The organism is Acinetobacter nosocomialis, assembly GCF_041021905.1.
GTDB lineage: Bacteria > Pseudomonadota > Gammaproteobacteria > Pseudomonadales > Moraxellaceae > Acinetobacter > Acinetobacter nosocomialis.
Genome location: NZ_CP157432.1, coordinates 55,077 through 78,545 on the forward strand (window position 1 = coordinate 55,077; position 23,469 = coordinate 78,545).

The window sequence follows — 23,469 nt, forward strand, 5'->3', positions numbered from 1 at the left end:
ATAACGACTCTCCTGGATTGTTATTATTTCACTGAAATGAGTTCAACATCAAAAATCAGTGTACTGTTTGCTGGGATCCCTGGAAGTTCTTGTGGACCGTATGCAAGGTTTGATGGGATAAAGAAAGTCGCTTTTCCGCCTTCTTTCATGAGTTGAAGACCTTCAGTCCAACCTGGAATGACCTGATTAAGAGGGAACTCAACTGGCTGACCACGCTTATAAGAACTATCAAAAACCTGACCGTTAATTAAACGACCTTCATAATGTACTTTAACAACTGACTGAGCTGTTGGCTGTTTACCAGTACCTTCTTTCGTAATGATATATTGCAAGCCTGATGCTGTAGTTTTTACTCCAGCTTTAGTTTTGTTTTCTGCAAGGAACTGTGCGTCTGCAGATTCAGAGGCTGTACCCTCGTGCTCTGGTTTATCTTGATGCTGCATTTTTTGTTGTAACTCTTTTTCATAAGCTGCAACAGCTGCTTTTAAATCTTCTTGAGTATAAGCACTTGGTTGCTTGCCACGAGCATCATGGATCCCTTGAACAAAGGCCTTAGTGTCCAATTCTGGAGGAGTTTGTTGCGCAACTTCATAACCAAGAACATAACTGATTTTTTGAATTGGAGAAGCATTTTTGTCTGCTTTACGTCCGACTTCTGTGGTCGGATGTTGAGTTGCATAATATACAGGTACAAGTGCAGCACCGCCTAAAACTACAGCGACAGCAATGGGTAAGGCTTTACTCATAAAAGGTTCCAAAAATAATCATTTGAGTCTAAAAGGCTGCTTCGATCTTAGCATGCTTCGACTTAAGCATAGAATGTTTAACAAAAAAAACGAGTGGTTTTTTTATATATTTTAGTTAGTTTTAATTTGGTGAAACTTAAAAATCAAATAAAAAAGCCAGATCATTTGATCCGGCTTTTTTTAAAAAACTCTTAATTAATCTTCTTTTTGTGCTTTATAAGCATAAGCGTAGTTATAGCCATAACCACCGCCACTAGAGCGTTGAATATCGTTAAGGATAAAGCCATTCACTTTAACACCAGCTTGTTCAAAACGGTTAACGGTTAATTCAAGCTCTTTCATATGTGACTTAGCATAACGAGCAACAATTAAGTTCACACCAGTGTACTGAGAAATAATAATACCATCAGTTACCGCAAGCACTGGAGGAGTATCAATAATGATATGGTCATATTGAGTCTGGAACTTCTCTAGTAAGGCTTTGAAATGTGTAGAGCTTAACATTTCTGAAGGGTTAGTTGGACTCTTACCACGGGTAATCACGTCGAGATTCGCAACTTGCGTTTTATGTAAAACTTGTGTCAAGTCAGCTTGGCCACTTAATAATTCAGAAAGACCAGGTTTCACATCAACATCGAAATATTTATGCATATAACCACGGCGCATATCTGCATCAATCAGTAATACGCGTTTATTCCCTTGTGCGAAAATAGTCGCTAAGTTAGTTGAAATAAATGATTTACCGACTTCTGGAGACGGGCCAGCAATCATAATAATATTATTTTTTGCTGAGGTTAAAGCGAAGTGAATGGCAGTACGAATGCTACGTAAACTTTCAATCGCAATATCATCACTACTTTTAACTGCTAAAATAGGAATACTCTTTTTCTTTTTCAAAATACTCATACGAGTCTCTTGAATAGGAGAACGAGGTACAGTCGCATAAACTGGCAGATCTAATTCATTTTCAATTTGAGCTGAATCATTAACTCCGCTACGCATCATTTTGCGTAATAATGCAATTAATACACCGATAAAACCACCAACAAAAATAGAAAGTATTAGGACAATCAATTTTTTAGGTTTAATAGGTTTAACAGGTTCTACAGCAGTATCAATAATGCGAACATTACCAATCTCACCCGCATTAGCGATTTTGAGTTGCTGGTATGAGTTGAGTAATGATGTATATAGCTCAGTATTGACCTTTACATCACGATATAGTTGTAAATATAAACGTTGGGTCTCAGGAAGTTGAGTTAAACGATTATTAAGATCAGCAATCTTTTTATTAATCTCTGTAATTTGTGCATCAATTTGTAAGATTAATGGATGATCATTGGTATATTTAGCAGAAAGCTCAGCTTGTTTCTGTTGTAACTCAATTTTAAGCTTTTCTAAATCAATATTTTGTTTAAGTAATAATTCAGATTCAGCATTAACATCGACCGTTTTATATTTTTCACGGAACTGGTTAAATTTGATCTCAGAATCTTCTAACTGTTTTCTAAGGTCTGGTAACTGTTTTTCAAGGAAAGCTAAAGTCTGTTTTGTTTCTAATGACTTTCTCTCAATATTTTGTTCATGATAAACGGTTAAAATATTATTCAGCACTTGAGTGATATGTTCAGGATCTTGACCTAAATAGCTTAGACCAATAACACCAGTCATTTTACCTTTTTCAGCAACGTTGTAAATGGAGTTGAATTGATTTACAGCTGTCAAAAGGGCTAGTTTAGTTAAAGTATAACTTTGTTTATTAAACTCACCTTGAGTATTGATTTGAATTTGCCATAAACCCTTATTTGTACTTAACACATTTTTTTTATTAACTGTACCGCTAAATACAACTTGATCTTTATGAATTAGATTAAATTGATTTGTATCTTTAAACTCTAATTTTAAAGGTTTATCTAAATAATATACTGGTATGTTGAATTGTTTAATGGTTAATCTATTATTTTTTTTAGAATAAATTACAGCATCATGAAGATATTCAATTTTACTTTTATCATCAGTAATTAGCTTATTCGTCAAGCCAGATAGATTATCTTTAATCTTAAGATCAAGATTGAGGTTGTGAATTACTTGCCCCAAAACCATACGAGATTTCAAAATTTCAATTTCTGCATCTGCAGGAGATTTTTGTCCTAAGCCACCTGTTACTTTCGATAAGTCTCCAAGTAAAGCGGCAGAGGCAGCACCTTTACTTTCTTCAACTTGTACCATTGCATCTACAGAATAAGTATCTGGCGTTATCCGTAAATATAGCAAAGCACAAATTAAACTTAAGACCACGCAGCATGCTATGATTTTCCACTGTGCAATCAATGAAAAGAATAACTCTTTTAAATCGATGCTATCTTCGTTAGTTTTAGAGTTTTGATTCATAAATTTACAACTAATAGAGATTTATAATTGAGTACGCCAATCTTGCACATAGCTTTGAATGTTGCGGCAAGTCTGATCAAAAAAAGCTTGGTCATGCTGATAGGGGTCAGGTATATTTTGCCCTTGCCAATGGCCAAGCCTAAAAATTTTACCCTTAGCAAATGGCCAAGTTTGTTCAATATGCTTTTGCTGATTATTGCTCATTACCAAAATCAAATCATTTTGTTTGATCAATTCAGCGCTGAGCTGACGAGCCACGTGTGGTCTCATATCAATATTCAACTGATCCATACAATGAATAGCTTTGTCATCTGCATTATGACCTACTAGGGCTGAAATACCAGCAGATGAGATATTTAATGTAGGATGCTGGGCCTTTAAAAAGTACTCTGCCATTGGGCTGCGGCAAATATTACCAACACAGACCACTAAGATGTTTTGTAACTGCATGCTAGTTTTTACCCAATTGATCAAAGGTATAAAGTGCACTTGAGAACGGTACAATCTGGTTCATGATACGCTGCCAGCGTGTTAAACCAGTTGCATCGATATAAACAATATCATTTTTTTGCATTTGAAATTGATTAGATAATGCAAGGTTACCAATACTACTCAAATTGAGCTGATAAATTGTTGATTTTCTTGTATGTAAATCAGTACGCATCACATAAATACGCGCAGCACTTGCAGAGTATGGGTTAACACCTTCACTTTCACCTAATACATCACTTAGTGTCATACCCTGATCCCTTAATGGAATAGCTGAGCTTTTATTAGACTCACCCATAACATAGAGTTTTTGATTTTGTTTGGTATTTACATAGATCGTATCATTGGGTTGAACCAATAATTTGTGAAGTGAATAGCCTTGTTTCTCAAGGGCAACAACATTTAAGTTATAAACTTCGCCATTACGAATAAGCTGAATATCAGTATTGTCACCAGATTCTTGATTTACACCCCCAGCCATACTGAGGGCTGTATAAATACTGATAGGTTGATCATCTAAGGTATATTGACCACTTTTCATAACCTGACCATTAACAAAGTAGCGTTTTGCCTGATAAGACAAGACTCGAACTACAACATCAGGTGTTTTTAAATATTTAGCAAATTGATTACGTAAATATTTATTAGTCTCAGCAAGTGTTTTTCCAGCAATATGTACTTGGCCTACAAGTGGCAATTGAACATTTCCAGAAGAATCAATTGGATAACCAAATGCTTTAATATCACTTGAAGCCCCTTGAATAGGGGGAGTAATTTCAGGATATGCCCAAAGTTGAATAGATAAAACATCCCCAGGACTTAAGCGATATTGATAAAAGGGACTATTAAATAAGGCGCTTATATTTCCTTGCGGACGCAAAGACTCAGAACTAATCTTTGGAATATTGTTTTGGGTGAGTTGGACAACAGAAACTTCTGCTCCTTGAGCTGTTTTAAAGCTCCCTTGTTCGGGTAAGTCGTAAGTTTGTAAGCCTGAGGTGACTGCACATCCTGTAAACGAAAGTGAAATGGTTAAAAATAATAATGTGCTCTGATGCTTCACATTCAAACCCTTTATTGTTTGTAATCCAATGATACTTTGCATGAAGATATTGGATTGTAGTCTATAATTAACCCAAATCATACTTTATTTGCTAAGCGCAGATTGTATATTTCAAGAAATTTTTTTTTAAAGTCTGCTATATTATCGTAGTAGGTCGTATCCATGATGTTTGTCCATTTAGATCTAAATGGTTAGGTTTTATATATGTTTCAACACGAACAATTAAAAATATCAATTATCGGCTTAGGGTATGTTGGGCTGCCTTTAGCGGTTGAATTTGGTAAACATAAACCTACAATAGGCTTTGATATAAACCCGCAACGGATACGAGAGTTACAAGGTGGCTATGACCATACATTAGAAGTCACATCAGATGAGCTAAAACAAGTAGAGCATCTCTCCTACACTGCAGATATCAATGATTTAAAAAATTCAAATTTCTTTATAGTTACTGTACCTACACCAATCGATGACTTTAAACAACCAGACCTGACTCCGCTTATAAAAGCATCCCAAAGCATTGCTAAAGTTCTAAAAAAAGGCGATATCGTTGTTTATGAGTCAACAGTTTATCCTGGTGCGACAGAAGAGGTATGTATACCTGAATTAGAAAAATATTCAGGGTTAATATTTAATAAAGATTTCTTTGTTGGTTATAGTCCGGAACGTATTAATCCTGGTGATAAACAACGACGTGTCACTAATATTTTAAAAATTACCTCAGGTTCGACTCCAGAGGTCACTGAGTATGTTGATCAAGTATATAACTTAATTATTGAGGCGGGCACACATAAGGCCCCGAGTATAAAAGTTGCTGAGGCTGCTAAAGTCATTGAAAATACACAAAGAGATGTAAATATTGCATTAATCAATGAGTTGGCTCTGATTTTTAATAAAATGGGTATTGATACCGAAGATGTGCTCAAGGCAGCAGGTACAAAATGGAATTTTTTAAACTTTAGACCTGGTTTAGTTGGTGGTCATTGTATTGGTGTTGATCCGTATTATTTAACGCATAAAGCAGAGTCAATTGGTTTACATCCAGAAATTATTTTAGCAGCTCGTCGTTTAAATGATCGTATGGGTGAATATGTTGCAACCCAATTGATCAAAGAAATGGTAAAGCAGCGCATACAAGTAGTAGGTGCTCGTATATTAATTTTAGGTTTGAGTTTTAAAGAAAACTGCCCAGATATCCGGAACACCAAAATTGTAGATATGGTGAAAGCACTAAAGGAATACGATTTAGATCTTGATATTTACGATCCTTGGGTGGATAGTGCCGAAGTTGAAGGCGAGTATGGCTTAGCTCCGGTTACGGAATTAAAGCAAGATCATTATGATGCAATAGTTATTGCTGTTGCCCATGATCAGTTTAAAACAATGTCGAGTCAGGAGCTCATTGCACTAGGTAAAGAGAAACATGTTTTATATGACTTAAAATATGTTTTGGATAAAGAACAAAGTGATATTCGACTGTAAAAATTACTAGTTATTAGCATAGGAATTTTATGAAAATTTTAGTCACTGGTGGTGCAGGTTTTATTGGTTCTGCTGTCATTAGAAATATTATAAAAAATACTCAAGATGAAGTATTAAATATAGATAAATTAACATATGCAGGCAATTTAGAATCATTGTCTGAAATTGATATGGATCCACGATATCAATTTGCACAAGTTGATATTTGTAATAGTGAGCAGTTAACAGAAACTTTTAAAATTTTCCAACCAGATGCTGTGATGCATCTAGCGGCCGAGTCACATGTAGATCGTTCTATTGATGGTCCCGCTGAGTTTATTACAACAAATATTGTGGGAACTTATACATTATTAGAGGTTGCACGTAAGTATTGGCTACAATTAAATGAAGAAAAGAAAGCCTCTTTTAAATTTCATCATATTTCAACAGATGAGGTTTATGGTGATTTAGAAGATACAACAGATCTATTCACTGAAACGACATCTTATGCGCCAAGTTCACCTTATTCAGCAAGTAAAGCAAGTTCTGATCATTTAGTACGTGCTTGGCATAGAACATATGGTTTACCAGCTGTAGTAACGAATTGTTCAAACAATTATGGTCCATACCACTTTCCAGAAAAGCTCATTCCATTGGTGATCTTAAATGCGCTGGATGGTAAGGCTTTACCGATTTATGGTAAAGGTGATCAGATCCGTGATTGGTTGTATGTAGAAGATCATGCCAAAGCTTTATATAAAGTTGTGACTGAAGGTAAAGTTGGAGAAACCTATAATATCGGTGGTCATAATGAAAAACAAAATATAGAAGTTGTGAAAACAATTTGTAAAATTTTAGATGAATTAAAACCACAAAATAATCGTCAACCTTATGAGACATTAATCACTTTCGTAAAAGATCGTCCAGGACATGATTTACGTTATGCAATTGATGCCTCAAAAATTGCAAAAGATTTAGGCTGGAAGCCTGAGGAAACATTTGAAACAGGTATTAGAAAGACTGTTGAGTGGTATTTAAATAATTTAGAGTGGTGCCGCCGAGTACAAGATGGTAGTTACCAAAGAGAAAGATTAGGTGTAAGTGTATAATGAGTACAAAAGGTATAATTTTAGCAGGTGGTTCTGGGACACGTTTGTATCCGATCACAAAAGGCGTTTCAAAACAATTGTTACCAATTTACGATAAGCCAATGGTTTACTATCCATTGTCTGTTTTGATGTTGGCTGGTATTCGTGAAGTTCTTATTATCAGTACACCAGACGATATAGATGGCTTTAAGCGATTGTTGGGTGATGGTTCACAGTTCGGTGTTGAATTAAGTTATGCGATTCAACCAAGTCCGGATGGTTTAGCTCAAGCATTTATTATTGGTGAAGAGTTTATTGGTGAAAGTAATGTTTGTTTAGTACTTGGCGACAATATTTTCTATGGTCAAGGTTTTACACCGATGTTACGTCAAGCTGTGGCCCGTCAAAAGGGTGCAACAGTATTTGGTTATCAAGTCAAAGATCCTGAACGTTTTGGTGTCGTTGAGTTTGACGAGCAAAAAAGAGCAGTTTCATTAGAAGAAAAACCGAAACATCCAAAATCGAATTTTGCGGTAACCGGACTTTATTTTTATGATAATGATGTAGTGAAAATTGCAAAACAAGTAAAACCTTCAAACCGTGGTGAACTTGAGATTACGACAGTGAACCAGATGTATCTAGACCGTGGTGATCTCAATGTTGAATTACTTGGACGCGGGTTTGCTTGGTTAGATACAGGAACACATGCAAGCTTGCTTGAGGCAGCTCAGTTTGTTGAAACGATTGAAAAACGTCAAGGTTATAAAGTGGCTTGTCTGGAAGAAATAGCTTTTCATAATGGTTGGTTGACAAAAGCTCAAGTGCTAGAAATTGGCCAAAGTATGAATAAAAATGATTATGGTCAATATTTAATTTCTTTATTGGATGAGTAACAATGAGTTTAATTGAATGGGTTGAATTGCCAAATTTGGGTGATCACCGTGGTTCATTGGTTGTACTAGAGTCAAATAAAAATATCCCATTTGAATTCAAGCGAATTTATTACATTTTTGATGTGAAAACTGATACTCCTCGTGGTTTTCATGCACATAAAAACCTATACCAAATAGCATTTTGTATAAAAGGTAAATTTAAAATGTTAATGGATAATGGTTTAGAAAAGCAGGAAGTTATTGTTTCGCAACCTAATAAAGGTCTACTAATTCCTCCTATGGTATGGCATGAAATGCATGATTTTTCTAATGATTGTATTCTGCTAGTAATAGCGAATGATTACTATGATGAAAGTGATTACATACGTAATTATGAAAATTTTTTAGAGGGAGCAGTCTAATGGTAAATTTTAATTTAAAAGCAAATACAACATATTTAAGACTTGTAGAGGAAAATGATGCAGAGTTTATTTGTACATTAAGAAATAATGATAAATTAAATACATATATCTCAAAATCAACTGGTGATATAAAATCACAAGCAGAATGGATTAGAAATTATAAAAATAGAGAGAATAATGGTGAGGAATATTATTTTATAATTTTCAGATCGGATGACCAGTCACCAATAGGAACAGTTCGTTTATATGATTTCCATGAAAATCCTAAATCTTTCTGTTGGGGGAGTTGGATCTTAAATGAACATAAAACTAAATATGCTGCAGTAGAAAGTGCTTTATTAGTTTATGAGGCTGGTTTTTCAACTTTAGGGTTTGAACAAAGTCATTTTGAAGTTATGAAAGGTAATGATAAAGTCCATTCATTTCATTTGAAAATGGGAGCACAAAAGATTAGTGAAGATGATGAAAATATATACTATATATTCCCTAAAAGTAAGTATAAAGAAAATAAAATACAATACGCAAGATTTTTAGGAAAATAGAAATGTTATTAATTTCTGATTATAAGGTAGGAATGACAGCGGAGCTTACTAAAAGCTTTTCAGATGAAGATGTAGACTCGTTTGCGAGGCTTTCAGGTGATATAAATCCTGTTCACTTAGATGAAAATTATGCTAAAGAAACAATTTTTGGAGCACGCATAGTACATGGTGCTTTAGTTTCAAGTATTTTTTCTACAATTTTTGCAAATAATTTACCAGGAGCTGGTTGTATTTATTTGAAGTCTGAAAATAAATTTTTAAAGCCCGTTTATTTAAATGAGCCAGTTCGCTTTAAAGTGGAAATTAGTGAGGTTATTAAAGAGAAAAAACGAGTAATTTTTAAAACTTCAGCAATTTCCAAAGATGTTGAGTGTATTGTAGGTACAGCAGAGTTATATATACCAGATTGAAGATAATATGATGATTCCTTTCTTAGATTTAAAAAATATAAATAGTCAATATCGTGCAAAACTCATTGAGGCTTGTACTCGTGTCATAGACTCTGGCTGGTACATAGGCGGAAATGAGCTAGCTCAATTTGAAAAAAACTTTGCGGAATATTGTGGAGTAAAATTTGCAATTGGAGTTGCAAATGGTTTAGATGCCTTGATTCTTACGCTTCGAGCATGGAAAGAGTTAGGGAGAGTAAATGATGGTGATGAAGTAATCGTCCCATCAAATACATACATTGCAAGTATTTTATCAATCACTGCAAATAACCTAACTCCAGTTTTAGTTGAACCGGATATTAATACTTATAATATCGATCCAAGCAAGATTGAGGCTGCAATTACTTCAAAAACGAAAGTAATTTTACCTGTTCATCTATATGGGCAATTGGCAGAAATGCCTGCAATCAGGGCAATTGCAAATAAATATAATTTACTTGTTTTAGAAGATTCAGCTCAATCACATAGCGCTGAAATTAATGGAATAAAAGCTGGTAACTGGGGAGATGCTTCTGGTTTCAGTTTCTATCCTGGTAAAAATTTAGGTGCTTTAGGGGATGCCGGTGCTATAACCACTAACAATGAAGAGCTTGCACAAATGTTACATGCTCTTCGTAATTATGGTTCTCATGAGAAATATAAAAATTTAGTGCCTGGTGTAAATAGTCGTCTTGATGAAATTCAAGCTGCCATGCTAGATATTAAATTAAAATATTTAGATCATGAAATAGCTCATCGCCGTAAAATTGCGCAATTGTATTTGCAGCATATAGTAAACCCTTTAATCAAATTACCCTTAGTTCAGAAAAATGCTGAAGAGTATAAGCAACATGTTTGGCACTTGTTTGTGATTCGTACTGAGCATCGTGAAGCTTTACAAAAGTATTTGGCTGAACAAGGTGTGCAAACTTTAATTCATTATCCTATCCCACCTCACAAGCAACAGGCTTATAAAGAATGGAATGATTTAAGTTATCCAGTATCTGAGCAGATCCATGCAGAAGTAATGAGTTTACCCATAGGACCAACTTTAAGCTTGGAAGAGGCTGAGAAAGTAATTCAGATCTGTAATAATTTTAAAGTTTAAAATGAATTTACTTAAAACAAGTGTACTAAATGGAGTGGCTGTTTTAATTAAAACAGCCACAATGTTTATTTTAAACAAGATTTTAGCTCTTTATGTTGGTCCAGCTGGTTATGCTGCTATTGGCCAGTTCCAAAATTTTATACAAATGGTGACAACCTTTGCCGGTAGTGCAATCAATACTGCAGTTATTAAATATACTGCAGAGTATTATGAAGATGAAACCAAACAACGAAATATATGGAAAACAGCGGGAAGTATTGTCTTACTTTTTAGCTTAATTTTTTCATTAATTATTCTAATTTTTCAAAAGCAACTTTCAATTTATATTTTTCATACGGATATTTATCAAACAGTTTTTGTTTGGTTTGCTGTATTTCTGACATTTTTTACTTTTAATGCACTTTTTTTAGCCATTTTAAATGGGAAAAAAGAAGTTTTAAGATTGGTTATTGCAAATATTGTAGGCAGTATTTTTTCTTTAGCTGTCACAAGCCTTTTAGCAATAAAATATAATTTATATGGGGCTTTAGTTGCGCTTTCAATTTATCAATCATTAGCTTTTTTGGTAACCCTGTTATTATGTTATAAAGCTAATTGGTTTAGACTCTCATATTTATTTGGAAAAATAGATAAAACCGTAGCCAAAAATTTTGCTGCTTTTGCTTTAATGGCGTTGGTCAGTGCAATATGTGTTCCGCTTTCTCAAATGGCTATTCGAAGTTATTTAACCTATGAATATGGTCTAACTTATGCAGGATATTGGGAAGCCATGATCCGTTTAAGTGCAGCATATCTTATGTTAGTCACAACAACCTTAGGGGTATATTATTTACCTCGACTTTCTGAGCTATCTGAAATTAAGGAGATAAAGGCAGAAGTTTACAATGGTTATAAGTTTATATTTCCATTAGCTGCCTTAGGTGGTCTAACTGTGTATATTCTTAGAGACTGGATTATAGCGATTTTATTTACCAAAACATTTTTACCTATGCGAGATTTGTTTCTTTGGCAAATGATAGGTGACTCTCTAAAAATTGGTAGCTGGATACTTGCCTATTTAATGTTAAGTAAAGCTATGACAAGATTATTTATAACCACTGAAGTGATATTTGCAATTACCTCAATATTATTAACTTATATATGTACGCAAATTTTTGGTTTTGAAGGGGTATCCATTGCTCATCTGATTAACTATGGAGTTTACTGGCTTATAATGAGTATTTGTGTTTTTAAAAGTTTAAAAGAAAAGGGTACGATATGAGTAATCAAGAACAACCTTTAGTATCAGTTGTCATACCTTGTTATAACCATGAAAATTTCGTACAGCATTGTATACAAAGTGTAATAGATCAAAGCTATGAAAATATAGAGTTGATTATTATTGATGATGGCTCGAAAGATAACTCTGTTTTAAAAATAAATGAAATGTTAGAGAAGTGTAAAGAACGCTTTACTCATTTTGAATTTAGATATAGGTCGAATAAAGGTTTAACATCAACACTCAATGAAGCATTAGAGTGGTGTCGAGGCGAATATTTTTCTGCTATCGCCTCAGATGATTTAATGAAAGAAAAAAAGACAGAAAAGCAGGTACATTTTTTGCGTGAAAATCAGCAAGTTGCAGCAGTTTTTGGTGGGGTAGAATTAATAAATGATAAAAATGAAATTGTAGATATAAGAGTTCACCCTGATAAAACATATACTTTTAAAGAAATAATTTTAAATAAGCATGATCTTCCTGCTTCTACACAAATGGCTAGATTAAAGTTGATTAAGGATATTGGGGGATACAACACAGATTATAAAATTGAAGACTGGTACATGTTACTAAAAATGGCAAAAAAAGAATTTGATATAGTTTATATGAAAGAAGTTTTTTGTTCTTATCGATTTCATGAAAATAATTTTTCGAAAAATATGGAAATTATGGGTAATGAAATGAAAAAAATTATAGCAGAATATAAAGATAATATTTTTTATAAAGAGGCTTTAAAAATCATATATAAGCAAGAATTTAATTATTTTAAAAATAAGAAAGATTATATTAAAGCGTTCAATACTCTATTTAAATTCTTTATTGTATCTGTAGTGAGTAAGTAATGAAGATTTTAATTATAGTGCCTGATCTATCTTTTGGTGGAGTAACCAGCGTTGTAAGTAATTTGGTTAGGAACTTAAAAGAAAAGTTTAAAGCAGAAATTCGTATAGTTACATTATTTCCTAAAAATGAAATAAATATAAATGATATAGATGTCATCCATTTAAATATTTCTTCTATTAGTGATATTTTAAAAGGATTACTTTTGTTGAAGAATATCATAAAAGAGTATGAACCAGATATCGTTCATAGTCATACCTTATATCCACATTTGTTTGTAGATTTTCTGAGCCTATTTTATAAAAAAAATTATAAACTTATTAATAGCGAGCATGGTACATATAACTCTACATTAAAATTCTATAAAAGAATGAATTTTTTTAGAATACTCAACCCTCAAGCTGAACTGGTTACAAATGTAAGTGTAGCTAGTTGTGAGAGCTATATTAATTCACATATAGTAAAAAGAGAGAAAATAAAACCTATTTATAATGGTATTGATACTGAGAAATATTATTTTTCTCAAAGTGTTAGAAATAAAATTAGAAAAAATCTCAATATTGATGAGAAAATTAAAGTCATTGGATATGTTGGTCGATTATCTGCAGAAAAGAATGTCACGAATTTGATTGAGGCAATATCGCGGATTCATTTAATTGATTTTAAATTAATTATTATTGGTGATGGGCCGGAACGCGTGAATTTAGAAAGATTGGTATCTGAAAAGCACTTAAATGATAAAGTTTCTTTTCTCGGTGCTTTGTCCAATGCAAATGAATATTATTCTGCATTTGATATGCTAGTTCTTTCAAGTAATACAGAGGGTTTACCAACTGTTATTCTTGAGGCTATTTCATCAAACTGTCTTGTTGTATCAACAGATTGTGGTGGTGTAAGAGAAATGTTACCAGAAAATTATGAATTTTTAGCGAAACCCAATTGTCCCGAAGAACTTTCTTTAGTTATTAATAACATTTTGAAATTAGATCCTTTAATATTAAATCAAATTAAAGAAAGTTGTTTTAAAAGGTTGGAAATGTATTTCTCAAATGAAGCTATGTGCCAAAATTGGTGGAGAATTTACAATGAATTGTAGGGCTCTAGAGAATGAGGTATATTTTTATGATGTATAAAAAACATCCTGAAAGTAAAATGAAGGGGTTTAGTAGTTCATTATGCTTCTTATTAATATTATTTTGTTCTTTTTTTAGTGTAAATTCCTTGCCTGTAAACCCAGTTTATTGCTTAGGTTTTCCTTTAATACTGTTTTCTTTTTTATTTTTTAAGTCAGTTATCGATAAATTTCAATTAGGTTTTTATTGCTATTTCTTAATTTCATGTATGTTTTTTGCGATTGGTAGTTATTATTTTTCTAATATTGATTCAAAGATAAATTATTTGTCTACTATTCTTTACTTGTATTGTATCCTTATGGGCGCCCAAACAGTTGCAACGGGCATGAATATTGGGATTAATCGTCGAGTTTATATTTATAGATTTATTTTTAATCTTTTAATTGTTTTTATGATTCTTGAGTTTTTTTTAAGAGTAGTTAATTCGAGTCATACAGGTTCATTTTATGACTATAAGTGGAGTTTATTGTATTTCGATTCAAATTTTGTTTCATTTATTATTTTATTCTTTTTAATGTTTGCTGTTTTCTTGAAAGAAAAAAAGATTTTTAATATTGGGAAAATGCGTTTTTCTTTTTTATTTGTTTTATTAATTCTTACATTTTCAAGAGCAAGCTTGGTTTCATTTATAGTTACCTACTTATTTGTTAAATCTGGAAATAAATATAAAACTCCGTTTTTTATTCTATTTTTGATAGGTTATTTTTATATCGCATCTGAGCTAATTGGTAAATATACATCTGGTGTTAGTTATGTAGATGTTGATGGAAGTTTCAATAGTAAATTTTATTTAATTTCTGTTGCTATTGATAATTATAATTCTATTCCGGTAATAAATAAATTGTTTGGAATCGGCTTAAATAACTTTTTATATTATTCTGATGGTATTTTTGCTCATAATATATTTATTACATTGCTTTATGAGTTTGGAGTATTAGGTACTATAATGTTTATATTTTTTTTATGTTATTCATATTATAAAATAGGAAAGGATGTTGCTTATATTTATATTCCTTTGTTAGTCGCGGGATTCTCTTTGTTTTCAGCTTATGTACCATTTTTATTTGTATTAATAGCTTGTATGTACATTGAAACAAGATATCTTAAACAAAAGTTTAAATATTAATTGTATTTAGAAGCTCAAACATAGATAGGACAATTTAAATGTTAGTATCAAAACCTTTGATAAGTATTCTTATTCCAGTTTACAATGTTGAGGCTTTTGTTAAAGAAGCAGTCCTTTCAATTTGTAATCAAACATATAAAAATATTGAAATAATAGTAGTTGATGACTGCTCTACTGATAATACATATAATATAGTTGCTGAATTAGCTATTATTGATCCAAGAATTAGACTTTATAAAAATGATAAAAACTCAAAAATAGTAAAAACTTTAAATTTCGCATTAGAACAGGCGAAAGGAGAATTTATTGCAAGAATGGATGGCGATGACATAAGTACGCCAGAAAGACTAGAAAAACAGTTAGAATTTTTGTTAAAAAATCCTCAATATTATTTAGTTGGTTGTCATGTTAATACTATAGACCCTAATAATAGAATAATTGGTAAGCAAGAAATGCCAATCAATGATAATATTATTAATAAAACAATAAAGTATACCTCGCCAGTTCTACATATTTGGTTAGCTAAGCGAGAGGTTTATACCAAACTTAAAGGATATAGAGAAATTCCTGGTGCTGAAGACTATGATTTTTTATTAAGAATGCATTCACTAGGTTTACTCTTTACTAATCTAAATAGTTATGAATATTCAGTTCGTATTCGTGAAGGGAATACTACCTCTACAATAGGTTTTAACCAGAGATTGATGTCAAATTATGTACTTGATCTATATGAGATGAGATTGAAAACTGGAAAAGACGATTTTAGTGAATTGAATGTTTCACAATATTTAGAAAAATATTCTAAATATAAAGCAGATTTTGATCAGTCAAATATTTTTTTAAAATCTGCATTTATGGCAAAAGCTGATAAAAAGTTTTTGAAAATGTTATTTTTTATATGTTTATGTGTCATGAAATCCAGATTTCAATTGCAATATCTTTTAAAGCGATTGGTTTTTAAAATAATTACGATAGGCTAAGCTATGAAAATTCTTTTTGTAATTAATTCATTAAAGAACAAATCTGGAACTGAACGTGTTGCCATTGAACTGGCAAATAAATTATCACTCATGGCTAATTATGATATTACTCTCTTAAATAGAGAATCAATTAAAAGTAATACAGCTTATCCAGTTTCTGATAATGTAAATGTAGTGGCATTTTCGGGTAATTTCTTTGAATTTTATAAAAAATTAAAGGTACATCTTTCTTTTCATTCTTATGATATGGTGATTGTACATAATATGGGTAAGTTATCTTTATTATGTGCTCTTTTACCTAAAATCAAAAAATTGGTTACCTTAGAGCATGTCTCTTTTGTTAGTCGACCTAAAAAAGTTCAAATCTTAAGTAAATTCTTTTACAAGTGGGTTGATCAGGTTGTTACTTTAACCCAAAAAGATAAAGAACAATTTGATAAATTTCATTCTAAAGTTATTGTTATTCCCAATTTTTCACCTTTTCCTATTATCTCAGAATCTCCGCTGAGTAGTAAACAAATTGTAACCATAGGTCGTTTAACCGATCAGAAAAATTATCTTCATTTATTGAAAGCTTGGAAAAAAATATATCAAATGATACCAGAGTGGCACCTTAATATTTATGGTGAAGGTGAACATAAAAAAATGCTACAAGATTATATTGAGGAGAACTCTCTACAGCGCGTTATTTTGAAAGGCAGTACATCAAATGTGCAAGAGGTATATAGACAATCAGACTTTTTTGTAATGTCGTCTAAGTATGAAGGTTTACCTATGGTTTTAGTAGAGGCGCAGAGTTTCGGGTTACCTATTGTTTCTTATGATTGTCCTTTTGGACCAAGTGATGTTATTCAAAATCATAAAAATGGCTTATTGGTTGAGAACCAAAATATTGAGGCATTGGCGAATGCGATTTTACAACTTGCTTCCTCTCCAGATATGTTGGCGCAATTCTCACAAAATTCATTGATCAATGCTAAAAAATATCAGCCTGAACAGATCTTAAAAGTTTGGATTGAAAAGGTTTTGGAAGGTTAAAATTGTATGTTTTCGGTTCTATTATCTCTATATCATAAAGAAAAACCTGAATATCTAGAAAAGTGTTTTGAAAGCATTTGGGATAATCAGAGCTTGAAGCCAAGTGAAATAGTTTTAGTTTTAGATGGGCCTATTGGTCAGCAACTCACAACTTCTGTACAGGAGTGGCAAGTTAAAATCGGTGAAAAACTAAAAGTAGTTGCTTTACCGCAAAACGTAGGGCTTGGTAAGGCATTAAATGAAGGGCTAAAACAGTGTAGTGCTGATTGGGTTTTTCGTATGGATACTGATGATATTTGTACATCTGATCGATTTGAAAAACAACTTGCTTTCATAAAACAAAACCCCGATGTTGTTTTGTTTAGTTCTCAAGTAGTTGAATTTAATCAAGATATTGCTGATGCCGATGTAATCAAGTCTGTGCCTTTAACACATGACGAGATTAAAAAATTTGCACAAAAACGTTGTCCCTTTAACCATATGACCGTCGTGTACAAGCGTGATGTTATTTTATCTCTCGGAGGTTATCAGCATCATTTATTTATGGAAGACTACAACTTATGGTTACGTGTAATTGGGAATAATTATAAAGTTGCGAACTTACCTGACGTCCTTCTATATGCTCGTGTTGGTAATGGTATGCACGCACGACGAAAAGGTTTCCAATATATTAAAAGTGAAAAACAGTTACTAGATTTAAAAAAACAACTAAAGTTACAAAATCCTGTATATGCTAATATGCTGTTTCTGATACGGTCTGCGTTTAGACTGTTGCCAGCAAATATGCTAGGTAAAATTTATAATACCTTTCTTCGTAAAGATATTAAAAAATGAGTGAATGAAAATATGAAACGTTTAGTAGACATAGTCATTTCTTTAATAGCTCTAACCGTACTGTCGCCAATATTTCTGATAGTTGCTTATAAGGTCCGTAAAAATTTAGGTTCACCCATATTCTTTTATCAAGAAAGACCTGGGAAGGACGGAAAATTATTTAAAATGATTAAGTTCCGTTCGATGAAGGATGCCTTTGATGCGCAGGGGAATCCATTGCCGGATGAGGCTCGTATTACTCCATTTGGGCAGAAGTTGCGTTCTACTAGCTTAGATGAAATGCCACAGCTTATTAATGTTTTAAAAGGTGATATGAGTGTGGTGGGTCCTCGTCCAATGTTAAAAGACTTTGTCGCTTTATATTCACCAGAACAAGCACGTCGCTTAGAAGTACGTCCTGGAATGACTGGTTTAGCTCAGGTCAGTGGACGTAATGAACTGGATTATGAAGAACGGTTTAAATGTGACGTTTGGTATGTAGACAATCATAGTGTTTGGGTTGATTTTAAAATCATGTTTAAAACAGTCAAAGTGATGTTAAGACGCGAAGGTATTAATGCACCAGGACATGTAGGACCATCTTTATTTAAAGGTAATGACGTCCAAGAAAATGTCGACTCATCTGTAAAGTAAATTTTATATCTTGAAATATTTCTTATGATCAAAAAAGCAGTTTTACCAGTAGCCGGTTTAGGAACGCGTTTTTTACCTGCAAGTAAGTCAATTCCAAAGGAAATGGTTACCGTTGTTGATCGCCCAGCTATTGAATATGTAGTGCGTGAAGCGGTGGAAGCAGGAATTGAGCAGATTATTTTAGTGACTCACTCTTCAAAAGCTTCGATTGAAAATTATTTTGATCGAAACTTTGAATTAGAAACAATATTAAATGAAAAGAAGAAATTGGATTTACTTGCAGAGATTACGCAAATTGTTCCTTCTCATGTGAGTGTTGTGAGTGTACGACAACCTCAACCTCTAGGCTTAGGGCATGCTGTTTTATGTGCGAAAAGTGTAGTAGGACAAGATGATTTTGCTGTGCTATTACCAGATGTATTGGTGAAAGATAGTTCGGGGCAGAATGATTTATCGCGTATGATTTCTCGTTATGATGAAAGTAACGCGGCACAGATAATGGTAGAAGCTGTGCCTGATCACTTGGTAGATCAATATGGTATTGTTGATGTTGCACAGAGCCCAAATGAAGGCGAAAGCATTGCTATGCAAGGTATTGTTGAAAAACCTGCTGTAGGTTCTGCACCGTCTAATTTATCTGTTGTTGGTCGCTACGTTTTACCTGCAAGAATTATGGAACTACTCGAAAATACACCAAAAGGTGCGGGTAATGAAATTCAACTAACAGATGCAATTGCGATGCTGCAACAGACTGATGTAGTTGAAGCTTATCGTATGCAAGGTCAAACCTTTGACTGTGGTAGTAAGCTTGGTTATTTAAAAGCTGTTCTACACTATGGTGTTGAACATCCTAAATTAGGAAATGATTTTAAACAGTTGATTCAAGAACTTAAATTATAAAATTTTGTAGCTCAACTTAAGTGTTTGTAAAAAACAATGAATATGTGAGCTGTTCAATATATTCTCTTCCCATAATGGGAAGAGAATTCTATAGAATATTAAAATCAGGTATACAATGAAAATCGCGGTATTTGGAACCACCTTGCACGCCGGTGTAATGGCAGCGTTACTAGCTGAATATGGTAATCAGATCTATTGGTGTACAAGTGTCACCTGTGAAGAAAATATATCTGTACTTTCATATCAAGATCAAGAAGTTAATTATTATTTAAATAAACAAAGAAAGGCAGGTTTTTTAATAGAAAGTCCTTTTTCTCAAATTCCTTTAGATATTGAAGTTTATTTATTCTGTTTTAGCCCTACACAAATAGACCTTGCCTTAAAAACTGTTGAGAAGTTAAGTGAACGTCCAATTGTTCATCCAAGGTTAATGGTTAATGGCTCAACTTTTGGTTTACATGGTACAGAAAAATTAAAGCAACATTTACCTAAAGACGAGTGGGTCTATTTCCCTGACGTGATTCAGGAGGGTAATGCGATTAACAGTGTACTCAATGTAAAACATGTCATTGTTGGTGTTGAATCAAGCTATGCTCAAGACATAATGCAAGAGTTATTACGTCCATTTTTCCGTTTTAGTTATCAATATCTATTTATGCCGATTTTAGATGCTGAATTTACCAAGCTCAGCATTTCAGGCATGTTAGCGACTAGAATTAGTTATATGAATGATCTTGCTCTAGTTGCGGAAAAGTTAGGTATTGATATTGCTAATGTAAAGCATGGCATTGCTGCAGATACACGTATTGGCGCAGCTTATTTATCTGCAGGTGTTGGATTTGGTGGAGAAAATTTTTCACATGATATTTTAACACTCTCCAGTACGGTTTCTGAAACAGGTGCGAAAAGCCGTCTTCTAGAACAAGTATGGGCGATTAATGAACAACAAAAAGAAATTTTATTCCGTAAATTATGGAACTATTATCATTGTGACTTGAGTGGAAAAACTGTTGCAATTTGGGGAGCTTCATTTAAAGAGAACACTCCAAGTACACATAACTCACCTATTCATATCTTATTGGCTGCTTTATGGGCCCAAGGTGTAAAAGTACGGTTACATGATCCGCAAGCTCTTGATGAAATTGCGGCTTTATATGGCAGCCGAGAAGACCTGATTTTATGCGCTGATCAATATGAAGCAGCGGAAGGAGTGCATGCACTGTGCTTAGTTACAGCATGGAAGCAGTATTGGAGCCCTGACTTTAAACAGTTACAACAATTGATGCAGCATCCTCTTATTTTGGATGGGCGTAATATTTATGATCCAGCATATGTGAAATCTAAAGGTTTTGCTTATGAAGGAGTAGGTCGATTATGAGTAAATCTATCGAGAAGTTCCCCAAAGAGTTAGTTTCGCCTATTGCGCAGCTTCATTCTTTGGTTGAGAAAAATTCAAATTTACATATAAAAGAATTATTTGCATCAGAGCCTGATCGATTTCAGCAATATTCTGTAAAGTTCGATCAACTGGTCTTTGATTATAGTAAACACCGCGTAACTAAGAATGTTCTAGAGCAATTGGTAGCTTTAGCAAAAACTAAACAATTGACTCACTGGATTGAACGATTATTTTCTCAAGATAAAGTCAACTGTACCGAACAGCGTGCTGCAATGCATTGGGCTTTACGTTTACCCTTAGAATATTCTAAATTTCCAGAATTAACTGAAAAGGTTCATAGCCAATTGCAGCGTATGTATGCGTTGGTTGAGAAAATACATGCTGGACAATATCGTGGTGCTACAGGTGAAGTCATTCAGGATGTTGTTAATATTGGGGTAGGGGGATCTGATTTAGGGCCACAAATGGTGACCCATGCATTGTGTGATTTTAAAGTAAAAACAGCTAAACCACTCAATGTACATTTCGTATCGACTATGGATGGTAGTCAGTTATCGGACCTCCTGCATCAACTACGTCCTGAAACGACTTTATTTATTATTTCGTCGAAGTCGTTTGGTACTATTGATACTTTATCCAATGCACAAACTGTTCGACAGTGGCTTGAGAAAGCGTTAGGGAAACACGAACGGGTGGTAAAAAGCCATTTTATTGGTGTTTCTACAAAAGCTAACAAAATGTCAGAGTGGGGGATTGCTCCTGAAAATCAATTATTACTTTGGGATTGGGTTGGTGGACGTTATTCTCTTTGGTCGTGCATTGGGTTGCCTATCGCATTGTCAGTTGGGGTTGAAGGTTTCCAACAGCTTTTAGCTGGTGCCCATGCTGTTGATGAGCATTTCCAAAATACAAGTTTTGAGCAGAACATACCTGTGCTTATGGCATTATTAGGCGTCTGGAATAATAACTTTTTAAATATTCAGACCCATGCTGTATTACCTTATGATGGCCGTTTGAAATATTTTGCAGCTTATTTGCAACAGCTCGAAATGGAGTCTAATGGTAAATCGGTACAACGTGGTGGACAAAAAGTTGAATTAGATACTTGCCCAATTGTATGGGGTGAAGTTGGGCCAAATGCTCAACATGCCTTTTATCAGTTACTCCATCAAGGAACTCAGGCAGTAAGTTGTGATTTTATTGCCCCTATACAACGTTACAATGCAGATCATTTTACTTATGTAGAAAATGCTGAAGCATTAGTTGAGCAACATCATCTTGCGCTTTCAAACTGTTTAGCACAATCACGTTTATTGGCTTTTGGTAACGAAGCTCTAGATACAAAAGAACTGGAGAGTTTACCTATTTATAAGCAATATGAAGGAAACCAGCCAAGTTCAACATTACTTTTAAAAGAGCTTAATCCTTATAGTTTAGGAATGTTGATTGCTTTATATGAGCATAAAGTATTTGTTCAGTCTGTAATCTGGAACATTAATCCCTTTGATCAGTGGGGAGTGGAAAAAGGTAAGCAGATTGCTGATCAGTTACTCCCGATTTTAAATGGTGTTCAAAACGATCTTTCAACACTCGATGCTTCAACGCGTGGATTAATTAAAATTTTATTAGGAAAAATAGATGGCTAAAATTCTGGTGACTGGCGGTGCTGGCTATATTGGTTCACATACCTGTGTAGAGCTTTTGAATGCTGGCCATGAAGTTATTGTTTATGACAACCTTTCAAATAGTTCAGAAGAGTCTTTAAATAGAGTTCAAGAACTCACCCAAAAAAGTTTAACTTTTGTAGAGGGAGATATTCGGAATGCAGATGAACTTGATAGTGTATTTGAAAATTATACAATCGATGCAGTGATCCATTTCGCAGGTTTAAAAGCAGTTGGTGAAAGCCAGGAAAAACCCCTTATTTATTTCGACAATAATATTACAGGTAGTATCCAACTGGTTAAGTCAATGGAGAAAGCAGGTGTTTATACACTTGTGTTTAGCTCATCTGCAACAGTATATGATGAAGTGAATACGTCACCTTTAAATGAAGAAATGCCAACAGGTATGCCAAGTAATAATTATGGTTATACCAAATTGATTGTTGAGCAATTATTACAAAAATTGTCTGTTTCTAATTCTAAATGGTCGATTGCTTTACTTCGTTATTTTAACCCGGTAGGAGCACATAAAAGTGGACGTATTGGCGAAGATCCACAAGGTATTCCAAATAATTTAATGCCTTACGTTACACAGGTTGCTGTTGGCCGCCGTGAAAAATTATCTATTTATGGTAATGACTATGACACAGTAGATGGTACGGGGGTGCGTGATTATATTCATGTCGTTGACTTAGCCAATGCACATCTATGTGCTCTAAATAATCGATTACAAGCAACAGGTTGCCGTGCATGGAATATTGGAACGGGTAATGGCTCATCAGTATTACAGGTTAAAAATACCTTTGAACAGGTCAATGGCGTAGCTATTGCTTTTGAATTTGCACCGCGTAGAGCTGGTGATGTAGCGACTTCTTTTGCAGATAATGCCCGTGCTATTGCTGAGTTGGGGTGGAAACCTCAATACGGTTTAGAAGATATGCTTAAGGATAGCTGGAATTGGCAAAAGCAGAATCCAACGGGTTATAAAAATTGATTATTTAATTTTTCTAAATATCAATTACCTAGCTTTCTTGAATTGAGATAAAGCTCTTTT

The 23,469-nt window shown here is 33.5% G+C and carries 23 protein-coding genes; 19 read left to right on the top strand and 4 right to left on the bottom strand.

Features of this window, described 5'->3' with window-relative positions; all coding sequences use genetic code 11:
• Positions 1 to 23: 23 nt before the first annotated feature.
• From ABLC00_RS00265 to ABLC00_RS00280, 4 genes are all read right to left on the bottom strand, one after another.
• Positions 24 to 746, bottom strand: coding sequence for an FKBP-type peptidyl-prolyl cis-trans isomerase (locus ABLC00_RS00265; protein WP_032011748.1), 723 nt, complete (start codon positions 744 to 746; stop codon positions 24 to 26).
• A 195-nt stretch (positions 747 to 941) separates the two neighbouring features.
• Entirely contained in the window at positions 942 to 3,137 is a 2,196-nt protein-coding gene (locus ABLC00_RS00270) for a polysaccharide biosynthesis tyrosine autokinase (RefSeq protein WP_044423357.1), read from the bottom strand.
• 21 nt (positions 3,138 to 3,158) lie between these two features.
• Entirely contained in the window at positions 3,159 to 3,587 is a 429-nt protein-coding gene (locus tag ABLC00_RS00275) for a low molecular weight protein-tyrosine-phosphatase (protein WP_044423358.1), read from the bottom strand.
• A gap of 1 nt (position 3,588) precedes the next feature.
• Positions 3,589 to 4,731: a polysaccharide biosynthesis/export family protein gene (locus tag ABLC00_RS00280; protein WP_170318169.1), complete on the bottom strand. Its 1,143-nt coding sequence runs from the start codon at positions 4,729 to 4,731 to the stop codon at positions 3,589 to 3,591.
• A gap of 162 nt (positions 4,732 to 4,893) precedes the next feature.
• Between ABLC00_RS00280 and tviB the strand changes: the two genes are divergently transcribed.
• From tviB to galE, 19 genes are all read left to right on the top strand, one after another.
• A complete protein-coding gene (tviB, locus tag ABLC00_RS00285; protein WP_044423359.1) occupies positions 4,894 to 6,171 on the top strand; it encodes a Vi polysaccharide biosynthesis UDP-N-acetylglucosamine C-6 dehydrogenase TviB in 1,278 nt (425 codons plus the stop codon).
• 29 nt (positions 6,172 to 6,200) lie between these two features.
• Positions 6,201 to 7,259, top strand: coding sequence for a dTDP-glucose 4,6-dehydratase (gene rfbB / locus ABLC00_RS00290; protein WP_044423360.1), 1,059 nt, complete (start codon positions 6,201 to 6,203; stop codon positions 7,257 to 7,259).
• Positions 7,259 to 8,131, top strand: a complete 873-nt coding sequence (gene rfbA, locus ABLC00_RS00295; protein WP_044423361.1) for a glucose-1-phosphate thymidylyltransferase RfbA — start codon at positions 7,259 to 7,261, stop codon at positions 8,129 to 8,131. The genes rfbB and rfbA overlap by 1 nt, the downstream gene beginning before the upstream one ends.
• A gap of 2 nt (positions 8,132 to 8,133) precedes the next feature.
• On the top strand, positions 8,134 to 8,532 hold the full coding sequence (locus tag ABLC00_RS00300; RefSeq protein WP_348941205.1) for an FdtA/QdtA family cupin domain-containing protein: 399 nt from the start codon (positions 8,134 to 8,136) through the stop codon (positions 8,530 to 8,532).
• On the top strand, positions 8,532 to 9,074 hold the full coding sequence (locus tag ABLC00_RS00305; RefSeq protein WP_044423363.1) for a GNAT family N-acetyltransferase: 543 nt from the start codon (positions 8,532 to 8,534) through the stop codon (positions 9,072 to 9,074). The genes ABLC00_RS00300 and ABLC00_RS00305 overlap by 1 nt, the downstream gene beginning before the upstream one ends.
• A 2-nt stretch (positions 9,075 to 9,076) precedes the next feature.
• Positions 9,077 to 9,484 carry a MaoC family dehydratase gene (locus ABLC00_RS00310; protein ID WP_044423364.1) on the top strand — a complete coding sequence of 136 codons (408 nt, stop codon included), beginning with the start codon at positions 9,077 to 9,079 and terminating at the stop codon, positions 9,482 to 9,484.
• A 10-nt stretch (positions 9,485 to 9,494) separates the two neighbouring features.
• Positions 9,495 to 10,610, top strand: coding sequence for a DegT/DnrJ/EryC1/StrS aminotransferase family protein (locus tag ABLC00_RS00315; RefSeq protein ID WP_044423466.1), 1,116 nt, complete (start codon positions 9,495 to 9,497; stop codon positions 10,608 to 10,610).
• 1 nt (position 10,611) lies between these two features.
• Entirely contained in the window at positions 10,612 to 11,871 is a 1,260-nt protein-coding gene (locus ABLC00_RS00320; RefSeq protein ID WP_044423365.1) for an O-antigen translocase, read from the top strand.
• A complete protein-coding gene (locus ABLC00_RS00325) occupies positions 11,868 to 12,710 on the top strand; it encodes a glycosyltransferase (RefSeq protein WP_044423366.1) in 843 nt (280 codons plus the stop codon). Before ABLC00_RS00320 ends, ABLC00_RS00325 begins: the two co-directional genes overlap by 4 nt.
• Positions 12,710 to 13,804: a glycosyltransferase gene (locus ABLC00_RS00330; RefSeq protein WP_044423367.1), complete on the top strand. Its 1,095-nt coding sequence runs from the start codon at positions 12,710 to 12,712 to the stop codon at positions 13,802 to 13,804. The genes ABLC00_RS00325 and ABLC00_RS00330 overlap by 1 nt, the downstream gene beginning before the upstream one ends.
• 26 nt (positions 13,805 to 13,830) lie before the next feature.
• Complete coding sequence (locus ABLC00_RS00335; protein ID WP_348941202.1) at positions 13,831 to 14,967, top strand: O-antigen ligase family protein; 1,137 nt, start codon at positions 13,831 to 13,833, stop codon at positions 14,965 to 14,967.
• Positions 14,968 to 15,005: 38 nt separating this feature from the next.
• Positions 15,006 to 15,947, top strand: coding sequence for a glycosyltransferase family 2 protein (locus ABLC00_RS00340; protein WP_044423370.1), 942 nt, complete (start codon positions 15,006 to 15,008; stop codon positions 15,945 to 15,947).
• A 3-nt stretch (positions 15,948 to 15,950) separates the two neighbouring features.
• Positions 15,951 to 16,985 (top strand): glycosyltransferase family 4 protein, encoded by a 1,035-nt coding sequence (locus tag ABLC00_RS00345; protein WP_044423372.1) that lies wholly within the window; start codon positions 15,951 to 15,953, stop codon positions 16,983 to 16,985.
• Positions 16,986 to 16,991: 6 nt separating this feature from the next.
• On the top strand, positions 16,992 to 17,819 hold the full coding sequence (locus ABLC00_RS00350; protein WP_044423373.1) for a glycosyltransferase: 828 nt from the start codon (positions 16,992 to 16,994) through the stop codon (positions 17,817 to 17,819).
• Positions 17,820 to 17,831: 12 nt separating this feature from the next.
• Positions 17,832 to 18,452, top strand: coding sequence for a sugar transferase (locus ABLC00_RS00355; RefSeq protein ID WP_004735659.1), 621 nt, complete (start codon positions 17,832 to 17,834; stop codon positions 18,450 to 18,452).
• 24 nt (positions 18,453 to 18,476) lie between these two features.
• On the top strand, positions 18,477 to 19,352 hold the full coding sequence (gene galU, locus ABLC00_RS00360; protein ID WP_031952053.1) for a UTP--glucose-1-phosphate uridylyltransferase GalU: 876 nt from the start codon (positions 18,477 to 18,479) through the stop codon (positions 19,350 to 19,352).
• A gap of 115 nt (positions 19,353 to 19,467) precedes the next feature.
• Entirely contained in the window at positions 19,468 to 20,730 is a 1,263-nt protein-coding gene (locus tag ABLC00_RS00365; protein WP_044423377.1) for a nucleotide sugar dehydrogenase, read from the top strand.
• The gene (gene pgi / locus ABLC00_RS00370) at positions 20,727 to 22,397 is read left to right on the top strand and encodes a glucose-6-phosphate isomerase (protein WP_044423378.1); all 1,671 of its coding nucleotides are present in this window, start codon (positions 20,727 to 20,729) and stop codon (positions 22,395 to 22,397) included. The genes ABLC00_RS00365 and pgi overlap by 4 nt, the downstream gene beginning before the upstream one ends.
• Positions 22,390 to 23,409, top strand: coding sequence for a UDP-glucose 4-epimerase GalE (galE, locus tag ABLC00_RS00375; RefSeq protein ID WP_033847015.1), 1,020 nt, complete (start codon positions 22,390 to 22,392; stop codon positions 23,407 to 23,409). The genes pgi and galE overlap by 8 nt, the downstream gene beginning before the upstream one ends.
• The last annotated feature ends 60 nt before the right edge of the window (positions 23,410 to 23,469 follow it).

Bases quoted from the DNA above. Each gene is read 5' to 3' on its own strand.
- ABLC00_RS00335 (WP_348941202.1), top strand. From the start codon at position 13,831: ATGATGTATAAAAAACATCCTGAAAGTAAAATGAAGGGGTTTAGTAGT.
- pgi (WP_044423378.1), top strand. From the start codon at position 20,727: ATGAGTAAATCTATCGAGAAGTTCCCCAAAGAGTTAGTTTCGCCTATT.
- tviB (WP_044423359.1), top strand. From the start codon at position 4,894: ATGTTTCAACACGAACAATTAAAAATATCAATTATCGGCTTAGGGTAT.
- ABLC00_RS00275 (WP_044423358.1), bottom strand. From the start codon at position 3,587: ATGCAGTTACAAAACATCTTAGTGGTCTGTGTTGGTAATATTTGCCGC.
- ABLC00_RS00355 (WP_004735659.1), top strand. From the start codon at position 17,832: ATGAAACGTTTAGTAGACATAGTCATTTCTTTAATAGCTCTAACCGTA.
- ABLC00_RS00345 (WP_044423372.1), top strand. From the start codon at position 15,951: ATGAAAATTCTTTTTGTAATTAATTCATTAAAGAACAAATCTGGAACT.
- rfbA (WP_044423361.1), top strand. From the start codon at position 7,259: ATGAGTACAAAAGGTATAATTTTAGCAGGTGGTTCTGGGACACGTTTG.
- ABLC00_RS00320 (WP_044423365.1), top strand. From the start codon at position 10,612: ATGAATTTACTTAAAACAAGTGTACTAAATGGAGTGGCTGTTTTAATT.
- ABLC00_RS00300 (WP_348941205.1), top strand. From the start codon at position 8,134: ATGAGTTTAATTGAATGGGTTGAATTGCCAAATTTGGGTGATCACCGT.
- ABLC00_RS00280 (WP_170318169.1), bottom strand. From the start codon at position 4,731: ATGCAAAGTATCATTGGATTACAAACAATAAAGGGTTTGAATGTGAAG.
- ABLC00_RS00330 (WP_044423367.1), top strand. From the start codon at position 12,710: ATGAAGATTTTAATTATAGTGCCTGATCTATCTTTTGGTGGAGTAACC.
- ABLC00_RS00325 (WP_044423366.1), top strand. From the start codon at position 11,868: ATGAGTAATCAAGAACAACCTTTAGTATCAGTTGTCATACCTTGTTAT.
- rfbB (WP_044423360.1), top strand. From the start codon at position 6,201: ATGAAAATTTTAGTCACTGGTGGTGCAGGTTTTATTGGTTCTGCTGTC.
- ABLC00_RS00315 (WP_044423466.1), top strand. From the start codon at position 9,495: ATGATTCCTTTCTTAGATTTAAAAAATATAAATAGTCAATATCGTGCA.
- ABLC00_RS00270 (WP_044423357.1), bottom strand. From the start codon at position 3,137: ATGAATCAAAACTCTAAAACTAACGAAGATAGCATCGATTTAAAAGAG.
- ABLC00_RS00265 (WP_032011748.1), bottom strand. From the start codon at position 746: ATGAGTAAAGCCTTACCCATTGCTGTCGCTGTAGTTTTAGGCGGTGCT.
- galE (WP_033847015.1), top strand. From the start codon at position 22,390: ATGGCTAAAATTCTGGTGACTGGCGGTGCTGGCTATATTGGTTCACAT.
- ABLC00_RS00340 (WP_044423370.1), top strand. From the start codon at position 15,006: ATGTTAGTATCAAAACCTTTGATAAGTATTCTTATTCCAGTTTACAAT.
- ABLC00_RS00305 (WP_044423363.1), top strand. From the start codon at position 8,532: ATGGTAAATTTTAATTTAAAAGCAAATACAACATATTTAAGACTTGTA.
- ABLC00_RS00365 (WP_044423377.1), top strand. From the start codon at position 19,468: ATGAAAATCGCGGTATTTGGAACCACCTTGCACGCCGGTGTAATGGCA.
- ABLC00_RS00350 (WP_044423373.1), top strand. From the start codon at position 16,992: ATGTTTTCGGTTCTATTATCTCTATATCATAAAGAAAAACCTGAATAT.
- galU (WP_031952053.1), top strand. From the start codon at position 18,477: ATGATCAAAAAAGCAGTTTTACCAGTAGCCGGTTTAGGAACGCGTTTT.
- ABLC00_RS00310 (WP_044423364.1), top strand. From the start codon at position 9,077: ATGTTATTAATTTCTGATTATAAGGTAGGAATGACAGCGGAGCTTACT.